Origin of the sequence: Streptomyces viridiviolaceus, from assembly GCF_014650995.1 — a bacterium.
Lineage (GTDB): Bacteria > Actinomycetota > Actinomycetes > Streptomycetales > Streptomycetaceae > Streptomyces > Streptomyces viridiviolaceus.
The window spans coordinates 139239-154618 of the sequence record NZ_BMWA01000004.1 but is presented as its reverse complement, the minus strand read 5'-3'; the positions used below and the strand labels follow the sequence as shown (position 1 = coordinate 154618).

Sequence of the window (15380 nt, the reverse complement as noted above, 5' to 3'; positions counted from 1 at the left end):
CGCCGTTAGTCTGGTGCCGTACGGCGTGAGTCTGGTGCCGTGGTGCGACGGAAGGGACGGCATGTACGGCTGGATCTGGCGGCATCTGCCGGGGAACGCGTGGGTGAAGGCGCTGCTCTCGCTCGTGCTGGTCGTGGCTGTGGTCTACGTCCTCTTCCAGTACGTCTTCCCGTGGGCCGAACCGCTGCTTCCCTTCAACGATGTGACGGTGGACAACCAGTGAGTGCGCGCATTCTCGTCGTCGACAACTACGACAGTTTCGTCTTCAACCTGGTGCAGTACCTGTACCAGCTGGGTGCCGAGTGCGAGGTCGTGCGCAACGACGAGGTGTCGACGGCGCACGCGCAGGACGGCTTCGACGGTGTGCTGCTGTCGCCGGGCCCGGGCGCGCCGGAGCAGGCGGGTGTATGCGTCGACATGGTCCGGCATTGCGCGGCCACCGGTGTGCCCGTCTTCGGTGTCTGTCTCGGCATGCAGTCGATGCAGGTGGCGTACGGCGGTGTGGTGGACCGGGCGCCGGAGCTGCTGCACGGAAAGACCTCGCCGGTGGAGCACGGGGGCAAGGGCGTTTTCGCGGGCCTGCCCTCGCCGTTCACGGCGACGCGGTACCACTCGCTGGCCGCGGAGCCGGCCACCGTACCGGCGGAGCTGGAGGTGACGGCCCGCACGTCCGACGGCATCGTCATGGGGCTGCGCCATCGGGAACTGCCCGTGGAGGGCGTGCAGTTCCATCCCGAGTCGGTGCTGACGGAGCACGGGCACCGGATGCTGGCCAACTGGCTGGTGGAGTGCGGTGACGAGGGCGCGGTGGCGAGGTCGGCGGGGCTCGCCCCGGTGGTGGGCAGGGCCACGGCGTGACCGCGCTGCGCCCCGAGCGCGAATCCGGCGCGGCCGGTGACCAGGGGGGCTCGTACGGGCAGCCGTACGGGGATCCCGGTGCGTTCGGGGGCGGCTGGTACGAGGGGTACTCCGTCGGCGGTGAGGAGTACGGATCGGGCGCCGGGTCGTACGTGCCGCCGGTGGTGGACGACGAGACGGTGGCTCTGCGGATCGCGGATCCGCCGGGGCGGACGGCCGGTGAAACAGCGCAGTCTGCTTCTCCGCCCCCGGGCGGCGGTCGTGCGGCGCGCAGGAAGGCCGCGAAACGGCGTCACGGGCGTCGTGGGGGCTCGCGGAGGGCCACTGGGGCCGGTGAGCCCGAGGAGGCTCCGAAAGCGCCTCTGTCGCGTGTGGAGGCCCGTCGGCAGGCGCGGGCGCGCAAGCCGGGTGCCGCGGTGATCGCGAGTCGTGCGATCGGCGAGGTCTTCATCACGACCGGTGTGCTGATGCTGCTGTTCGTGACCTACCAGCTGTGGTGGACGAACGTGCGTGCGCAGGCGCAGGCCGACAAGGCGGCGAGCAGCCTCCAGGACGACTGGGCGGACGGCAAGCGCAATCCGGGTACGTTCGAGCCGGGGCAGGGGTTCGCGTTGCTGCACATCCCCAAGCTGGACGTCGTGGTGCCGATCGCGGAGGGCATCGACAGCAAGAAGGTGCTGGACCGGGGCATGGTCGGGCACTACGCGGAGGGTGCCCTGAAGACGGCGATGCCGGATGCGAAGACCGGGAACTTCGGGCTGGCGGGGCATCGCAACACGCATGGGGAACCGTTCCGGTACATCAACAAGCTTCAGCCGGGCGATCCGATCGTCGTGGAGACGCAGGACGAGTACTTCGTGTACAAGATGGCGTCCATCCTGCCGGTGACGTCGCCGAGCAACGTCAGCGTGCTCGATCCGGTGCCCGAGCAGTCGGGTTTCACGGGGCCCGGCCGCTACATCACGCTCACCACGTGCACGCCGGAGTTCACGAGCAAGTACCGGATGATCGTCTGGGGCAAGATGGTCGAGGAACGGCCGCGCAGCAAGGGCAAGCCGGATGCGCTCGTCAGTTAAGGGCAGATGACCAGTGGCAGCGACCACCGACACGGATCACGAAGAGCACACCGGCGCGCCCGGAAGGCCGCCGGCCGCACGCCGCCGCGGGTCCGGGCGGGTTCTCGCCCGGGCGGTGAGCGTCTTCGGTGAACTCCTCATCACGGCGGGCCTGGTGCTCGGTCTGTTCGTCGTCTACTCGTTGTGGTGGACGAACGTCATGGCCGACCGCGCGGCCGACGAGCAGGGTGACAAGGTCCGCGACAACTGGGCGCAGGACAGGGTCGGTTCCGACGGCCCCGGGACGCTGGACACCAAGGCGGGCATCGGCTTCCTGCACGTGCCCGCGATGGGCGACGGCGACATCCTGGTCGAGAAGGGGACGTCGATGAAGGTCCTCAACGACGGCGTCGCCGGCTACTACACCGACCCCGTCAAGGCCACGCTGCCGACGTCGGGCAAGGCGGGCAACTTCTCGCTGGCGGCGCACCGGGACGGGCACGGCGCGAAGTTCCACAACATCCACAAGATCGAGAAGGGCGACCCGATCGTCTTCGAGACCAAGGACAAGTGGTACGTGTACAAGGTCTACGGGATCCTCCCGGAGACCTCGAAGTACAACGTCGACGTCCTCGGCGCCGTGCCCAAGGAGTCCGGGAAGACGAAGGCGGGCCACTACATCACGCTGACGACGTGCACGCCGGTCTACACGAGCAAGTACCGGTACGTGGTCTGGGGGGAGCTGGTGCGTACGGAGAAGGTGGACGGGGAGCGGACTCCGCCGGAGGAACTGCGGTGACACTGAGGCCCTGAGGGGACCTCAGTCGCCTAGCATGACGGAGGCCCGAAGCCGCAACTTCCTCTTGCGACTTCGGGCCTTTTGCCTCGGCACCTATCGGAGGGCCTCGAGGCGTACGCCGGCGCTCCAGGCTTCCAGCTCGTCCCGGTTCACGGTGATGACTCCGCTGAGTTTGGCGATCGCCTCCGCTTCGTGGCTGAAGTTGCAGGTGGCGACGAACAGGGCGACGTCCATGCGGTCGACGACCCGTGCCGCGCCCGCGAACTTCTGCATGTCGGCGCTGGGCACGGTCCAGCGGCCGGACCGGTTCTTGCACTGGACGGCCACCGTACGTCCGTCGGCGGTGCGGCCGGTGATGTCGATGCCCCTGTCGCTGCGGGCCTGTCGTACGACGACGTCCGTGCAGCCGTCGCGGCGCAGTAGGTCGGCGACATGCCGCTCGAACGCCTGCCAGGTCATGGCCTTGAGCGTCGACCTGACGTTGTCCGCGGGGGCGTCACCTTCCAGGGCGGCGAGACGCCGGTGGTGCCAGCACAGTTTGCGTTCGACGTTCTCGATGTCCGCGCGGAGCTCGATGAGCTCGCGCCGGTGCTCGCCCGAGGTTTCGATCAGGGCGTTGAACATCGGCACGACCGTCTTGCCGAGGATGTGGGTGATGCGCTGGTCGATGCGGGCGTCGAGGGTGTCGGCTTCGGCGGGGGCCGGGTTATCCACAGGCTGTGTACGGGCCAGGTACTCCATGTCCAGGAGGTAGACACGCACCTGACGTGCGACTTCGCTGTCCCGGAGGAGCATGGCGACGTTGAGGACGGCGCGGCGGGAGTACAGCGCGAGGGACCTGGAGCGCGACTGAATCCCACTGGCCCTCTTAAAGAGGGCCAGTCGCGTACCTGTCAGAACTTGGTAGCCGCTGGCCTCGAGTTCTTTCCGATGGTCCTCCACAACGGACTCGAGCGACTTCACGGCCACCTCGAAGTACGCCGCCACCATCGCCGTCGTCACGTGCATGCCGTCCGGCAGCAGGGACAGGGCCTTCACTCGGTCGAGTACGTCCGTGCGGTCGAGGACGCTGTTGCGTAGGGCCGGTGATTCCAGTAGGGCTGTTTCGTTGATCATGTGGTGCTCGGACTCCTCCCAGTGGGGGTGGTGGGCACCCGATCAACGAGTAATGACATATGAAGACACGTTCGGTTCTGTGCCGGCGGACACGACAAGAGCCCCGGTCCCTCCGTCGAGGGGCCGGGGCTCTTGTCGTGCGTGGGAGGCGTCGGCGTCAGTCGTCGCGGCCGGTGAGGCCGCCGATGATTCCGCCGTTGCCGTTTCCGCCGTTTCCGCCGCCGGCGGTGGTGAGGGTGATCTGGGTGCCGGCCGGGTTGTCGACCTCGGTGCCGGGCTGCGGATCCATGATGACCACCGTGGCGTTGCCGTCATTGGCGCCGGCGACCTGGACGTTCGTGAAGCCGCTCTGCTGGAGGATCTGCTGGGCCTCCGCCAGCGTCTTGCCACGGACCTCCGGGACCTTGACCTTCTGCTGCTTGGCCTTGCCGACGACGATCTGTACCTGCGAGCCCTTGTCGATCTGCTGGCCCGCCTGCGGCGTGGTGGAGATGACCTTGCCGGCCTGGTTCGGGTCGTCGGTCTCCTGCTCGGTGCAGTTGCCCACCAGGTTGTTGGCCGTCATCTGGGCCTTCGCCGCGTCACAGGTCTGGTTGACGACGTCCGGCACCGTGGCCTTCTCCGCCGCCTTGGCGATGGTGAGGGTGATCGTCGAGCCCTTCTCGATCTCCTCGCCCAGCCTCGGGTCCTGGTCGAGGACGGTGTTGGGCTCCTCCGACGACTCGCGGGCCTCCGTCTTGACCTTGAACTGGTAGTCGTCGCCCTCCAGCTTCGACTGGGCCTCTTCCAGGCTCAGGCCGATCACGCTGGGCACCGTCACCTTGGGGGCGCCGGTGGAGACCACCAGGTTGACGGTGGAGTTCTTCTTGACCTCGGTCTTCGGCTGCTGGTCCTGCGAGCAGATCTTGCCCTTGCTCTGGTTCTCGCAGGGCTTCTGCGTGAACGCCAGTTCCAGGTCGGTGTTGGTCGCCTGTTGCTGGGCGTCCTCCTTCGTCAGACCGACGAAGTTGGGTACGGCGACGGTGTCGTTGCCCGCGCCTCCGTTGCCGCTGAACGCCCACTTGCCGATGAGGATCGCGCCGACGAGGACGAGGATGCCGGCCACGACCAGCAGGATCGTGGAGGTGTTCGACTTGCGTGACTGGCGGCGCCGGTCGGGGCGGTCGTCGTAGCCGTAGCCGCCGTCGTCCGGGTTCATCGGCGGCAGCATGGTGGTGGCGCCGGCGGCGCCGGAGTCGGAGCGCAGGGCCGTGGTCGGCTGGTCGTCCGGGTAGGCGCCGTAGCCGCCGGCGGCCATGGCGCCCATCGAGGCGGTGGCGGCGACCGGCTGGCCGTCGAGGCAGGCCTCGATGTCGGCGCGCATCTCGTCGGCCGACTGGTAGCGGTAGTCGGGGTCCTTGACGAGCGCCTTCATGACGATCGCGTCCATCTCGGGCGTGATCTCGGGGTCGAAGACGCTGGGCGCCTGCGGTTCCTCCCGTACGTGCTGGTAGGCGACCGCGACCGGGGAGTCGCCGACGAAGGGCGGGCGGACGGTCAGCAGCTCGTAGAGGAGGCAGCCGGTGGAGTACAGGTCGGAGCGTGCGTCGACCTGTTCGCCCTTGGCCTGCTCCGGGGAGAGGTACTGGGCGGTGCCGATGACGGCGGCGGTCTGCGTCATGGTCATGCCGGCGTCGCCCATGGCGCGGGCGATGCCGAAGTCCATGACCTTGACCTGGCCGTTGCGCGTCAGCATGACGTTGGCCGGCTTGATGTCGCGGTGGACGATGCCGTTGCGGTGGGCGTACTCCAGGCCCTGGAGGATGCCGATGGTCATCTCCATGGCCCGCTCGGGCAGCAGCTTGCGCCCGCTGTGCAGCAGCTCACGGAGGGTGGAACCGTCGACGTACTCCATGACGATGTACGGGATGGAGACCCCGTCGATGTAGTCCTCGCCCGTGTCGTAGACCGCGACGATCGCGGGATGGTTGAGCGAGGCGGCCGACTGGGCCTCCCGGCGGAACCGGGCCTGGAAGGACGGGTCGCGCGCGAGGTCGGCGCGCAGCGTCTTCACCGCCACCTGGCGTCCGAGCCGGGTGTCATGTGCGTGGTAAACCTCCGCCATGCCACCACGGCCGAGCACCGGGCCCAGCTCGTACCGGCCGCCTAGGCGACGCGGCTCTTCCATGGTTACCTACCAGCCCTCTCCGTCGGTCCCGACCGGCATGCTTGTACGGTCGGAGGCTGCCGTCCGGCCTACCGTACCCGCCTCGCTCTGCGTGACCTGGCCAAGCCCGTCACCCGATACAGGACCGGTATCGCAACGTGCACCGATGTGAAGCGGACGTGAGCGGAGTCACGTCCTGTTCAGCTCTTGGTCACTTCTTGCTGTTGACGACGGCCTCCATCACGCTCTTGGCGATCGGTGCCGCGAGGCCGCCGCCGGAGATGTCGTCACGGACGGCGTTCTCGTCCTCGATCACCACGGCCACGGCGACCGGCGAGCTGCCGTCCTCCGCCTTGGCGTAGGAGATGAACCAGGCGTAGGGGTTCTCGCTGTTGTCCACACCGTGCTGTGCGGTACCGGTCTTGCCGCCGACTGTGACGCCGGGGATCTGTGCGTTGGTTCCCGTGCCGTCCTTGACGACGGTCTCCATCATCGACTGCAGGATCTGCGCGTTCTTCGGCGAGAGCGGCTTGCTCATCTCCTGGGGGTCCGTCTTCTCGATGGTGTCGAGGTTCGGGGCCTGGAGTTCGTCGACCATGTACGGCTTCATCAGGCTGCCGTTGTTGGCGACGGCGGAGGCGACCATGGCCATCTGCAGCGGGGTCGCGGCGGTGTTGAACTGGCCGATGGAGGACAGCGCGGTCTGCGACTCGTTCATGTCGTCGGAGAAGACGGAGGCGCTGGTGCGGACCGGGACGAACTGCTCCTCGGTGAAGCCGAACTTCTTGGCCGTCTCCAGCATCTTGTCGTTGCCGAGGTCGGAGCCGATCTTGCCGAAGACGGTGTTGCAGGAGACGCGGAGCGCTTCGCGGAGGGTGGCGTTCTCGCAGGGGAGGTCGCCCTCGTTCTTCAGCGGGGTCGTGGTGCCGGGCATGGTCCACGGCAGGGGCGAGTCGGTCTTCTCGTCCGCCGAGCCGTACTTGCCGTGCTCCAGTGCCGCTGCCGCGGTGACGACCTTGAAGGTGGAGCCGGGCGGGTAGACCTCGCGCAGCGCCCGGTTCAGCATCGGGTCGTCGGGGTTGTTCTTCTTGTCGAGCTTGTTCCAGGCCTTCTCGTCCGCGGAGGAGCCGCCGGCGATCGTCGAGGGGTCGTACGAGGGGTAGGACGCCAGCGAGAGGATCTTGCCGGTGGACGGCTCGATGGCGGCGACGGCACCCTTGGCGCCCTGCTTCTTCAGGCCGTCGTAGGCGGCCTTCTGCGCGGCGGCGTTGAGGGTGGTGACGACGTTGCCGCCCTCCTTCTTCTCGCCCGTGATCATGTCGAGGGTGTTGCGGAAGAAGAGCCGGTCGTCGTTGCCGGTGAGGATGCCGTCGTCGATGGCCTCGAGCTGGGTGGCGCCGTAGGCCTGGGAGACGTAGCCGGTCACCGGCGCCCACATGGCGCCGTCCTTGTAGGTGCGCTTGTACTTGAAGTCGCCCTCGGTGGTGGCGTGGCCGGTGATGGCCTTGCCGTCGACGATGATGTCGCCGCGCGGGGTGGCGTACCGCTCGATGGCGACGCGGCGGTTGTGCTCGTCTTCCTTGAGGGTGTCGGCCCTGACGTACTGGAGCCAGTTGTCGCGGATGAGCAGGGTGAGGACCAGGAGGCCGCAGAAGATCGCGATGCGGCGCAGGGGCTTGTTCACGGTCGGACCACCTGGGTCATCTCGGCGTCGGGGTTGGCGGCGGGGGCGGGGGCGGGCCTGCGTGCGGTGTCGCTGATGCGCAGCAGGATCCCGATCAGGGCCCAGTTGGCGATGACGGAGGAACCGCCGTACGCCAGGAAGGGCATGGTCATGCCGGTGAGCGGGATGAGGCCCATGACGCCGCCCGCGACGACGAACACCTGGAGCGCGAAGGCGCCGGACAGGCCGATGGCGAGCAGTTTGCCGAACGGGTCGCGGGCGGCGAGGGCGGTGCGTACGCCGCGCTCGACGATCAGCGCGTACAGCAGCAGGATGGCCATGACGCCGGCCAGGCCGAGTTCCTCGCCGAAGGTGGCGAGGATGAAGTCGGAGTTGGCGGCGAAGCCGATGAGGTCGGAGTTGCCCTGGCCGAGTCCGGTACCGAGGGTGCCGCCGGAGCCGAAGGCCCAGAGGGCCTGCATGGACTGTTCGGTGTGGCCGACGACGCCCTGGCGGCTGAGCGTGTACTCGCGCATCGGGTCGAGCCAGGCCTGGACGCGCTGCTGCACGTGGGGCTCGAAGGAGGCGACGCCGACGGCGCCGGCTCCGGACATCAGCAGGCCGAACACGATCCAGCTGGTCCGCTCGGTGGCGACGTACAGCATGATCACGAACATGCCGAAGAACAGCAGCGAGGTGCCGAGGTCGGTCTCGAAGACCAGGATCAGGATGGAGATGGCCCAGACGACGATGATCGGGCCGAGGTCGCGTCCGCGGGGCAGGTAGAGCCCCATGAAGCGGCGGCTGGCGAGGGCCAGGGCGTCGCGTTTGACCATGAGGTAGCCCGCGAAGAAGACCGCTAGGACGATCTTGGCGAACTCGCCGGGCTGGATGGTGCCGAGGCCGGGGATCTTGATCCAGATCCTGGCGCCGAAGACGTTCTGGCCGAGGCCCGGGACCAGCGGCAGGATCAGCAGGATCAGCGCGCCGGCCATGGAGATGTAGGTGTAGCGCTGCAGGACGCGGTGGTCCTTGAGGAAGATCAGTACGGCTACGAACAGGCCGACGCCGAGCGCGGAGTACAGCAGCTGGCGGGGCGCCGCCTCGACGAACGTGCTGCTCGCCTGCAGTCGCTTCGACTGGTCCAGGCGCCAGATGACGACCAGGCCGACGCCGTTGAGCAGCGTGGCCAGCGGCAGCAGCAGCGGGTCCGCGTAGGGGGCGAACTTCCGTACGACGAGGTGGCCGACGCCCGCGATCAGGCCGAGGCCGAGTCCGTAGCTCAGCAGGCCCGGCGGCACCGAGTCGTTGATGGCCAGCCCGACGTTGGCGTAGGCGAACACCGGGATGACGACGGCGAAGACCAGCAGCGCCAGTTCGGTGTTGCGCCGGCTGGGCGCGCCGATGGCGCCGATCGTGGACGTGTGGTGCGTCGGCGAGTTGGTAGTACTGCTCATCGTGTGACAGGGCCTCTCACGGCTTGCCTACTGCTTACCGCACAGCGAGACGACCTTCTGCTCTTCCTCCGAGAGGCTGGGGCCGGGGCTGGGAGTGGGTGCGGTCGTGGACGGGGACGATTCCGGTGCCGTCGTGGACTGCGACGGGGTCGGGGTCGGCGAGGCCTTGGACGTGAAGGAGGCGGGTGTGGTTCCCGTGGTGCCTCCGGCCTCGCCCTCGCCCGTCTTCGCGTTCTCGCTGTCCGCGGCACGCCGTTCGGCCTGCTTCTTGCAGGCCGAGGCCTGTACCGACAGCTCTTCGATCTTCGCCCGGGCGTTGTTCAGGTCGCCCTCGGCGATGGTCGCCTCGACCAGTTTCTGCTGGTAGGGCGGCAGGTACTTCAGTTCGATCTCGGGGTGGTCCTTCTGGACCTTCGACAGCGACACCCAGGCGAGGTCCTGGCTGATCCCGCGGTAGAGGGCGACGTGGTCGTCGTTGGTGCCGACGTAGTACTGGGTCTGTGTCCAGCGCCAGCCGCCATACAGGCCGCCGCCGACGACGGCGAGGGCGAGCACCGTGTAGAAGGACCGCTTGAGCCACTTGCGGTTCTTGCGGGGTTTGACGAAGTCGTCGTCGCCGTAGTCGCCGAAGCCGGCCGCCGGGACGTAGCCGGTGGTGTCGCCGCTGCCGGGCGGGCCGAACTCGCCGCCGCCGCCCTGTCCGCCGCCCTGGCGGCCGAGGCCGGAGGCGCGGCCGGCGGGGGTCTGCATGATGCCGTTGTCGCCGATCTGGTGCTGGTTCTCGGCGACGGCGCCGACCACGACCGGGGTGTCGGAGAGCTGACCGGCGAGGGTGTCGCCGGTGTCCAGGTCGAGGACGTCGGCGACGATGACGGTGATGTTGTCGGGGCCGCCGCCGCGCAGGGCGAGCTGGATCAGCTCCTGCACGGTCTCCTGGGGGCCCTGGTAGCTGGCGAGGGTGTCCTCCAGCGTCTGGTGGGAGACGACGCCGGAGAGCCCGTCGGAGCAGATGAGGTAGCGGTCGCCGGCCCGGACCTCGCGGATGGACAGGTCGGGTTCGACGTGGTCGCCGCTGCCGAGCGCGCGCATCAGCAGGGACCGCTGGGGGTGGGTGTTCGCCTCTTCCTCGGTGATGCGGCCCTCGTCGACGAGGCGCTGCACCCAGGTGTGGTCCTGGGTGATCTGGGTCAGGACGCCGTCGCGCAGGAGGTAGGCGCGGGAGTCCCCGACGTGGACGAGGCCGAGCCGCTGACCGGTCCACAGCAGGGCGGTCAGGGTGGTGCCCATGCCCTCCAGGGCGGGGTCCTCCTCGACCATCTGCCGCAGCTGGTCGTTGGCGCGCTGTACGGCGGTGCCGAGGGAGGTGAGGATGTCGGAGCCGGGTACGTCGTCGTCGAGGGCGACGATGGTGGAGATCACCTCGGAGGAGGCGACCTCTCCGGCGGCCTGGCCGCCCATGCCGTCGGCGATGGCGAGCAGGCGGGGACCGGCGTAACCGGAGTCCTCGTTGCCCTCCCGGATCATGCCTTTGTGCGATCCGGCGGCGAAGCGCAGTGACAGACTCATGCGCACCTCGCCCGTCGGCTCCGGGTACAGCCGGTCGTGTCGAGCCACACTGCCCACCCTCCGGTCGGGAGCGCGCCGGGGCCCGGGGTGCCGGCCGCCGCTGCGTGCTCGCTCCGCTCGCTCATTGTCGTACTACTTCCGCAGCTCGATGACGGTCTTGCCGATGCGGATCGGCGCACCCAGCGAAATCGGTGTGGGGGACGTCAACCGGGACCGGTCCAGGTACGTGCCGTTGGTGGAGCCCAGGTCCTCGACGATCCACTGTCCGTCGCGGTCCGGGTAGATCCTGGCATGGCGGCTGGAGGCGTAGTCGTCGTCCAGCACGATGGTGCTGTCGTGCGCCCGGCCCAGGGTGATGGTCTGGCCCTGGAGGGCGACGGTGGTGCCGGTGAGCGTGCCCTCCGTCACGACCAGCTTGGTGGGGGCGTTGCGACGGCCCCGGCCGCCGCTCTGCTGCTGGCGCTGCTGCGGGGGCGCCTGGCGCGTGGCCTGCTGCTGTGCACGGCCGGCGTCCCGGCGCGACCCGCGCTGGGTGACGCGCGTACCGAACAGGTCGCTGCGGATGACCTGCACGGCCACGATCACGAACAGCCACAGTACGGCCAGGAAACCCAGCCGCATGACCGTGAGGGTCAGCTCTGACATTGCCCCCGGATCACCCTTCGGCTTGCCTATAGATAACGGTGGTGCTGCCCACGACGATCCGCGAGCCGTCGCGGAGCGTAGCGCGGGTGGTGTGCTGCCCGTCCACCACGATGCCGTTGGTGGACCCGAGATCCTGGATCGTCGAGGGCGTTCCGGTCCGGATCTCGCAGTGCCGGCGGGAGACGCCGGGGTCGTCGATCCGCACGTCGGCGTCGGTGCTGCGGCCCAGCACCAGCGTCGCGCGGGAGATCTGGTGGCGTGTGCCGTTGATCTCGATCCAGTAGCGGGTGCGTCCGCCGGGCGCGGGCGCGGCCGGGGGCCGCTGGGCTCCGGCGGGCTGCGGGTAGCCGTAGCCGCCGGGCCGGGCGCCGGGCGGCGGCGCGGCCGGCATCGGCGGGGCGCCCGCGGGGGAGGCCGGCGGGTAGCCGTAACCGCCGGGACCGCCGGGCCGCCCGGAGGGGGCCGGGGGCGCGGCCGGAGCCTGGCCGCCCTGCTGGCTGCTGGAGGAGGCGAGCGTACGGCTGCGGACCCGGTACAGGCCGGTGTCGAGGTCGTCCGCCTTCTCCAGGTGGACCTTGATCGGGCCCATGAAGGTGTAGCGCTGCTGCTTGGCGTAGTCGCGCACCATCCCGGCGAGCTCGTCGCCGAGCTGGCCGGAGTAGGGGCTGAGGCGCTCGAAGTCGGGCGCGCTCAGCTCCACGATGAAGTCATTGGGTACGACGGTGCGGTCGCGGTTCCAGATGGTGGCGTTGTTGTCGCACTCGCGCTGCAGTGCTCCCGCGATCTCCACGGGCTGCACCTCGGACTTGAACACCTTGGCGAAGGTGCCGTTGACCAGACCTTCGAGACGCTGCTCGAACTTCTTCAGGACTCCCATGGGGCACCTCCTCCGATGCTGCCGTCCTGTTCACTGCCCTGCGTGCTGCTTACCTGGTAGTGCTTACTGATCGTATCCACGCGCCGGTCGATCGACTGGTTCCCCTGCGGAGTCCTGTTGGAACTCCTCGGGGAGCACTCCTGGACGTGACTTCTGCCCAGGATCGTAGAGGCGGCCGCAGTCCCAGTGTCCCGCACCGGACTGTGGACCCCTACCGGCTCCCGGGGAGACGGGCAGGACCGGTACGAGGTTGATACGTGAACGGACGCGCCTCGGGGCAAGTGCCCGGGCGGCCGGGGGCCCTGACATTAGGGATGTGAATCCACCCCGTCCAGCGTGCTAATGTTCTGGGTGTCGGAAGGCGCCGGGCCGAAAGGAACGGGGCCGGATGACGCACCCAATGCGCGGGTGGCGGAATAGGCAGACGCGCTGGATTCAGGTTCCAGTGCCCGCAAGGGCGTGGGGGTTCAACTCCCCCCTCGCGCACAAGACGGAAGCCCCGCAGGTCTCGGACCTGCGGGGCTTCCGCGTTGTCGGGCGCCTTGGCCTGTGAGGAACGTCTCAGGTCGGACGGCGCCTCGGTGCGGGAGTCAGTCGCGCCGCCAGAGGGCGGGGACGTGGGGCGGTTCCCAGCCCGGCATCGAGGTGTGGGCCTGCAGGCAGCGGTAGCCGGCGCCGCCGTGGGTGACGCGGTCGCCCGCCGCGTACGGGCGGCCGGGTGCCCAGCTGCCGCCCGGCGGGTCGGTCGGCGGATCGGTGGGGCCGCCCGTGCCCGGGTCGCCGTCCACGTCCAGCACGAAGTCGAACGTGGCCTGCTTGCCGCCGCCGGCGTCGCGGACGTTCATCAGCAGCGCCGGGTCGAAGAGGGCGTCCGTGCCGTTGCGCGGCTCGCCGGGGAAGTACAGCTGGGTGGTGAGCACGGGCTCGCCGGGTGCCTGGGCCTTGACGTGGATGTGCCGGGTCCGGCCCGGGTACAGGCCGGGCACGATCGTCTGCAGGGTGAAGGCGCCGGTGGTGTCGGTGAACTGGTGGCCGCGGAAGGCGTACCCCGCCAGGTCGTAGGCGCCGGCGTTGTCGGCCTGCCAGAAGTCGAGCAGGACGCCGGGGAGCGGGACGCAGTTCCGGCCGAAGACGTGCCCGCTCACCGTCAGCCGGGTGCCGGCGGTGCCCGGCGTGACCAGGTTGGTGCGCAGGGGCGAGTTCGGCTTGAAATAGGGGCCCTCGATCTGGTCGGGCGTGGGGTCGTCGCCGTCGTCGCAGAACGGCGTCGGGGTGAGGGACCGGCCCTGGGAGCCGGCGTCCCGGGCGAGCGCCACCGTGCCCGTGGCGAGCAGCGGTACGGCGGCGCCGGCGGCCACGGCGGCCCTGAGCAGGGTCTTGCGGCTGATGCCGCGGTCGGTGTCCGCGCCGGGGCCGTTGCCGGATTCGTCGGGGGTGGTGGGTGTCATGGCGGGTTCCTCGGTCTCCTCGGTGGGGGGAAGAAGGACGGGACGTGCATGACACGGACCGCGCCCCCGGGTGCGGGGCAGGCTGTCGTGTTCCGGGGGCGCGGTCCGGTGTGATCACGGAGAACGTAATCGCGGCGGCGGGCCGTCGGGGACCTCCCGCTTCGCCCCCTCCCCGGTGTTATGCGGGCGGGGCCGCCGTCCGTGTACGCGCGGTGCGCGTGGCGGTACCGTCGTGGCGCGGCGACGTCGGTGTACGGGCCGGTACGTGCGATCGGGGAGGGGATCCGGATGACCGAGGCGGGGACGGGGACGCGCACCGGGACGGACGGCGGGAGGGACGTGGGGGCGGGCGGCGCGGTGGCCGCGCGGGTCCCTGACGTACCGGGGTTCGCCCGGTGGCCCGGCGACGGTTCGGCGAAGGCGGAGGGCAAGGCGCTGCGCACGCGGGTTCCGCGGTCCGCGCACGCCGCCCTCGACCCGGACGGGTCGCGGCCCGGCGTGGTGAGCGCGGTCGAGGAGTCCAACCGCGGCCGGATACCGGGGCTCACCCCGATCCGGGCCGGGCGGATGGCGGCCACGCCGTTCGCGTTCCTGCGCGGGTCGGCGGGCCTCATGGCGTACGACCTGGCGCGTACGCCGGTGACGGGGATCGGTGCCCAGATCTGCGGCGACGCGCACGCGGCCAACTTCGGGCTCTACGGTGACGCCCGCGGCGGCCTGGTCATCGATCTGAACGACTTCGACGAGACGGTCCACGGCCCGTGGGAGTGGGACCTCAAGCGGCTCGCCGCCTCGCTGGTGCTCGCGGGCCGGGAGGCCGGAGCGGACGAGGACACCTGCCGCGAGGCTGCCCATGACGCGGTGGGCGCCTACCGGCGCACCATGCGGTTGCTCGCCCGGCTGCCCGCGCTGGACGCCTGGAACGCCATCGCGGACGAGGAGCTCGTCTCCCACACCGACGCCCACGACCTGCTCGGCACCCTGGAACGGGTCTCCGAGAAGGCCCGGGCCAACACCAGCGGGCGTTTCGCCGCCAGGTCGACCGAGGCCACCGGGGACGGCGGGCGGCGTTTCGTCGACGCCCCGCCGGTGCTGCGGCGGGTGCCCGCCGGGGAGGCCGCGGCGGTGGCGGCGTCCCTGGAGCAGTACCTGGGCACGTTGTCCGAGGACCGGCTGCCGCTGCTGGCCCGGTACGCGGTGCACGACGTGGCCTTCCGCGTCGTCGGCACCGGCAGTGTGGGAACCCGGTCCTACGTCGTGCTCCTCCTGGACCACCGCGGCGAACCGCTCGTGCTCCAGGTGAAGGAGGCCCGGCCCTCCGCGCTGGTGCCCCATCTGGCGACCGCCGGGTTCGACGCCCCCGCACCGGAGCACGAGGGACGCCGGGTGGTCATGGGGCAGAAGCGCATGCAGGTGGTCAGCGACATCCTGCTGGGCTGGACCTCGGTCGACGGGCGGCCCTTCCAGGTGCGGCAGTTCCGCAACCGCAAGGGCAGCGTCGACCCCGCGGCCCTGGCCGCCGATCAGCTGGACGACTACGGCCGGATGACCGGCGCCCTGCTGGCCCGCGCCCACTCGCACAGCGCCGACCCGCGCGTCGTCGCCGGTTACTGCGGCAAGAACGAGGAACTGGACGAGGCCGTGGCCGCCTTCGCCGTCGCCTACGCCGACCGCACGGAGGCGGACCACGCCGAACTGGTGGCTGCCGTGCGGGCGGGGCGGGTCGCGGCCGAGCTGGGGGTGTGACGGG

Annotated in this window: 13 protein-coding genes and 1 tRNA gene; 6 read left to right on the top strand and 8 right to left on the bottom strand. The window is 69.9% G+C overall.

Annotated elements, in window-relative coordinates; all coding sequences use genetic code 11:
- Positions 1-25: 25 nt before the first annotated feature.
- The 4 genes from IE260_RS06665 to IE260_RS06650 are packed head-to-tail and all read left to right on the top strand — an operon-like array spanning position 26 to position 2712.
- Positions 26-223 carry a hypothetical protein gene (locus IE260_RS06665; RefSeq protein ID WP_188184630.1) on the top strand — a complete coding sequence of 66 codons (198 nt, stop codon included), beginning with the start codon at positions 26-28 and terminating at the stop codon, positions 221-223.
- Positions 220-858, top strand: a complete 639-nt coding sequence (locus IE260_RS06660; protein WP_189869535.1) for an aminodeoxychorismate/anthranilate synthase component II — start codon at positions 220-222, stop codon at positions 856-858. The genes IE260_RS06665 and IE260_RS06660 overlap by 4 nt, the downstream gene beginning before the upstream one ends.
- Positions 855-1934 carry a class E sortase gene (locus IE260_RS06655; RefSeq protein ID WP_189869534.1) on the top strand — a complete coding sequence of 360 codons (1080 nt, stop codon included), beginning with the start codon at positions 855-857 and terminating at the stop codon, positions 1932-1934. Before IE260_RS06660 ends, IE260_RS06655 begins: the two co-directional genes overlap by 4 nt.
- 13 nt (positions 1935-1947) lie before the next feature.
- Positions 1948-2712, top strand: coding sequence for a class E sortase (locus tag IE260_RS06650; RefSeq protein ID WP_189869533.1), 765 nt, complete (start codon positions 1948-1950; stop codon positions 2710-2712).
- Between the two features lie 93 nt (positions 2713-2805).
- Here the strand turns inward: IE260_RS06650 and IE260_RS06645 are convergent, their stop codons facing one another.
- The 7 genes from IE260_RS06645 to IE260_RS06615 form a co-directional block, all read right to left on the bottom strand.
- Positions 2806-3828, bottom strand: coding sequence for a restriction endonuclease (locus IE260_RS06645; RefSeq protein ID WP_189869532.1), 1023 nt, complete (start codon positions 3826-3828; stop codon positions 2806-2808).
- 157 nt (positions 3829-3985) lie between these two features.
- Positions 3986-5995 carry a Stk1 family PASTA domain-containing Ser/Thr kinase gene (gene pknB / locus IE260_RS06640; protein WP_189869531.1) on the bottom strand — a complete coding sequence of 670 codons (2010 nt, stop codon included), beginning with the start codon at positions 5993-5995 and terminating at the stop codon, positions 3986-3988.
- A gap of 190 nt (positions 5996-6185) precedes the next feature.
- Positions 6186-7658 (bottom strand): peptidoglycan D,D-transpeptidase FtsI family protein, encoded by a 1473-nt coding sequence (locus IE260_RS06635; RefSeq protein ID WP_189869530.1) that lies wholly within the window; start codon positions 7656-7658, stop codon positions 6186-6188.
- Positions 7655-9094, bottom strand: a complete 1440-nt coding sequence (locus IE260_RS06630) for an FtsW/RodA/SpoVE family cell cycle protein (RefSeq protein ID WP_189869529.1) — start codon at positions 9092-9094, stop codon at positions 7655-7657. Before IE260_RS06630 ends, IE260_RS06635 begins: the two co-directional genes overlap by 4 nt.
- A 27-nt stretch (positions 9095-9121) precedes the next feature.
- On the bottom strand, positions 9122-10660 hold the full coding sequence (locus IE260_RS06625) for a Stp1/IreP family PP2C-type Ser/Thr phosphatase (protein WP_189869720.1): 1539 nt from the start codon (positions 10658-10660) through the stop codon (positions 9122-9124).
- A gap of 132 nt (positions 10661-10792) precedes the next feature.
- Positions 10793-11305 carry an FHA domain-containing protein FhaB/FipA gene (locus tag IE260_RS06620; RefSeq protein WP_189869528.1) on the bottom strand — a complete coding sequence of 171 codons (513 nt, stop codon included), beginning with the start codon at positions 11303-11305 and terminating at the stop codon, positions 10793-10795.
- A gap of 10 nt (positions 11306-11315) precedes the next feature.
- Positions 11316-12182 (bottom strand): FHA domain-containing protein, encoded by an 867-nt coding sequence (locus IE260_RS06615; RefSeq protein ID WP_189869527.1) that lies wholly within the window; start codon positions 12180-12182, stop codon positions 11316-11318.
- A 402-nt stretch (positions 12183-12584) separates the two neighbouring features.
- Between IE260_RS06615 and IE260_RS06610 the strand changes: the two genes are divergently transcribed.
- A tRNA-Leu gene (locus IE260_RS06610) sits at positions 12585-12668 on the top strand.
- Between the two features lie 104 nt (positions 12669-12772).
- Here the strand turns inward: IE260_RS06610 and IE260_RS06605 are convergent.
- Entirely contained in the window at positions 12773-13630 is an 858-nt protein-coding gene (locus tag IE260_RS06605) for a dioxygenase family protein (RefSeq protein WP_189869526.1), read from the bottom strand.
- 288 nt (positions 13631-13918) lie between these two features.
- Between IE260_RS06605 and IE260_RS06600 the strand changes: the two genes are divergently transcribed.
- The gene (locus IE260_RS06600) at positions 13919-15376 is read left to right on the top strand and encodes a DUF2252 domain-containing protein (RefSeq protein ID WP_189869525.1); all 1458 of its coding nucleotides are present in this window, start codon (positions 13919-13921) and stop codon (positions 15374-15376) included.
- The last annotated feature ends 4 nt before the right edge of the window (positions 15377-15380 follow it).

What these genes read in the sequence shown, in the direction of transcription:
- IE260_RS06645 (WP_189869532.1), bottom strand. Translation starts at nt 3,828, where the DNA reads ATGATCAACGAAACAGCCCTACTGGAATCACCGGCCCTACGCAACAGC.
- pknB (WP_189869531.1), bottom strand. Translation starts at nt 5,995, where the DNA reads ATGGAAGAGCCGCGTCGCCTAGGCGGCCGGTACGAGCTGGGCCCGGTG.
- IE260_RS06630 (WP_189869529.1), bottom strand. Translation starts at nt 9,094, where the DNA reads ATGAGCAGTACTACCAACTCGCCGACGCACCACACGTCCACGATCGGC.
- IE260_RS06625 (WP_189869720.1), bottom strand. Translation starts at nt 10,660, where the DNA reads ATGAGTCTGTCACTGCGCTTCGCCGCCGGATCGCACAAAGGCATGATC.
- IE260_RS06620 (WP_189869528.1), bottom strand. Translation starts at nt 11,305, where the DNA reads ATGTCAGAGCTGACCCTCACGGTCATGCGGCTGGGTTTCCTGGCCGTA.
- IE260_RS06615 (WP_189869527.1), bottom strand. Translation starts at nt 12,182, where the DNA reads ATGGGAGTCCTGAAGAAGTTCGAGCAGCGTCTCGAAGGTCTGGTCAAC.
- IE260_RS06605 (WP_189869526.1), bottom strand. Translation starts at nt 13,630, where the DNA reads ATGACACCCACCACCCCCGACGAATCCGGCAACGGCCCCGGCGCGGAC.
- IE260_RS06600 (WP_189869525.1), top strand. Translation starts at nt 13,919, where the DNA reads ATGACCGAGGCGGGGACGGGGACGCGCACCGGGACGGACGGCGGGAGG.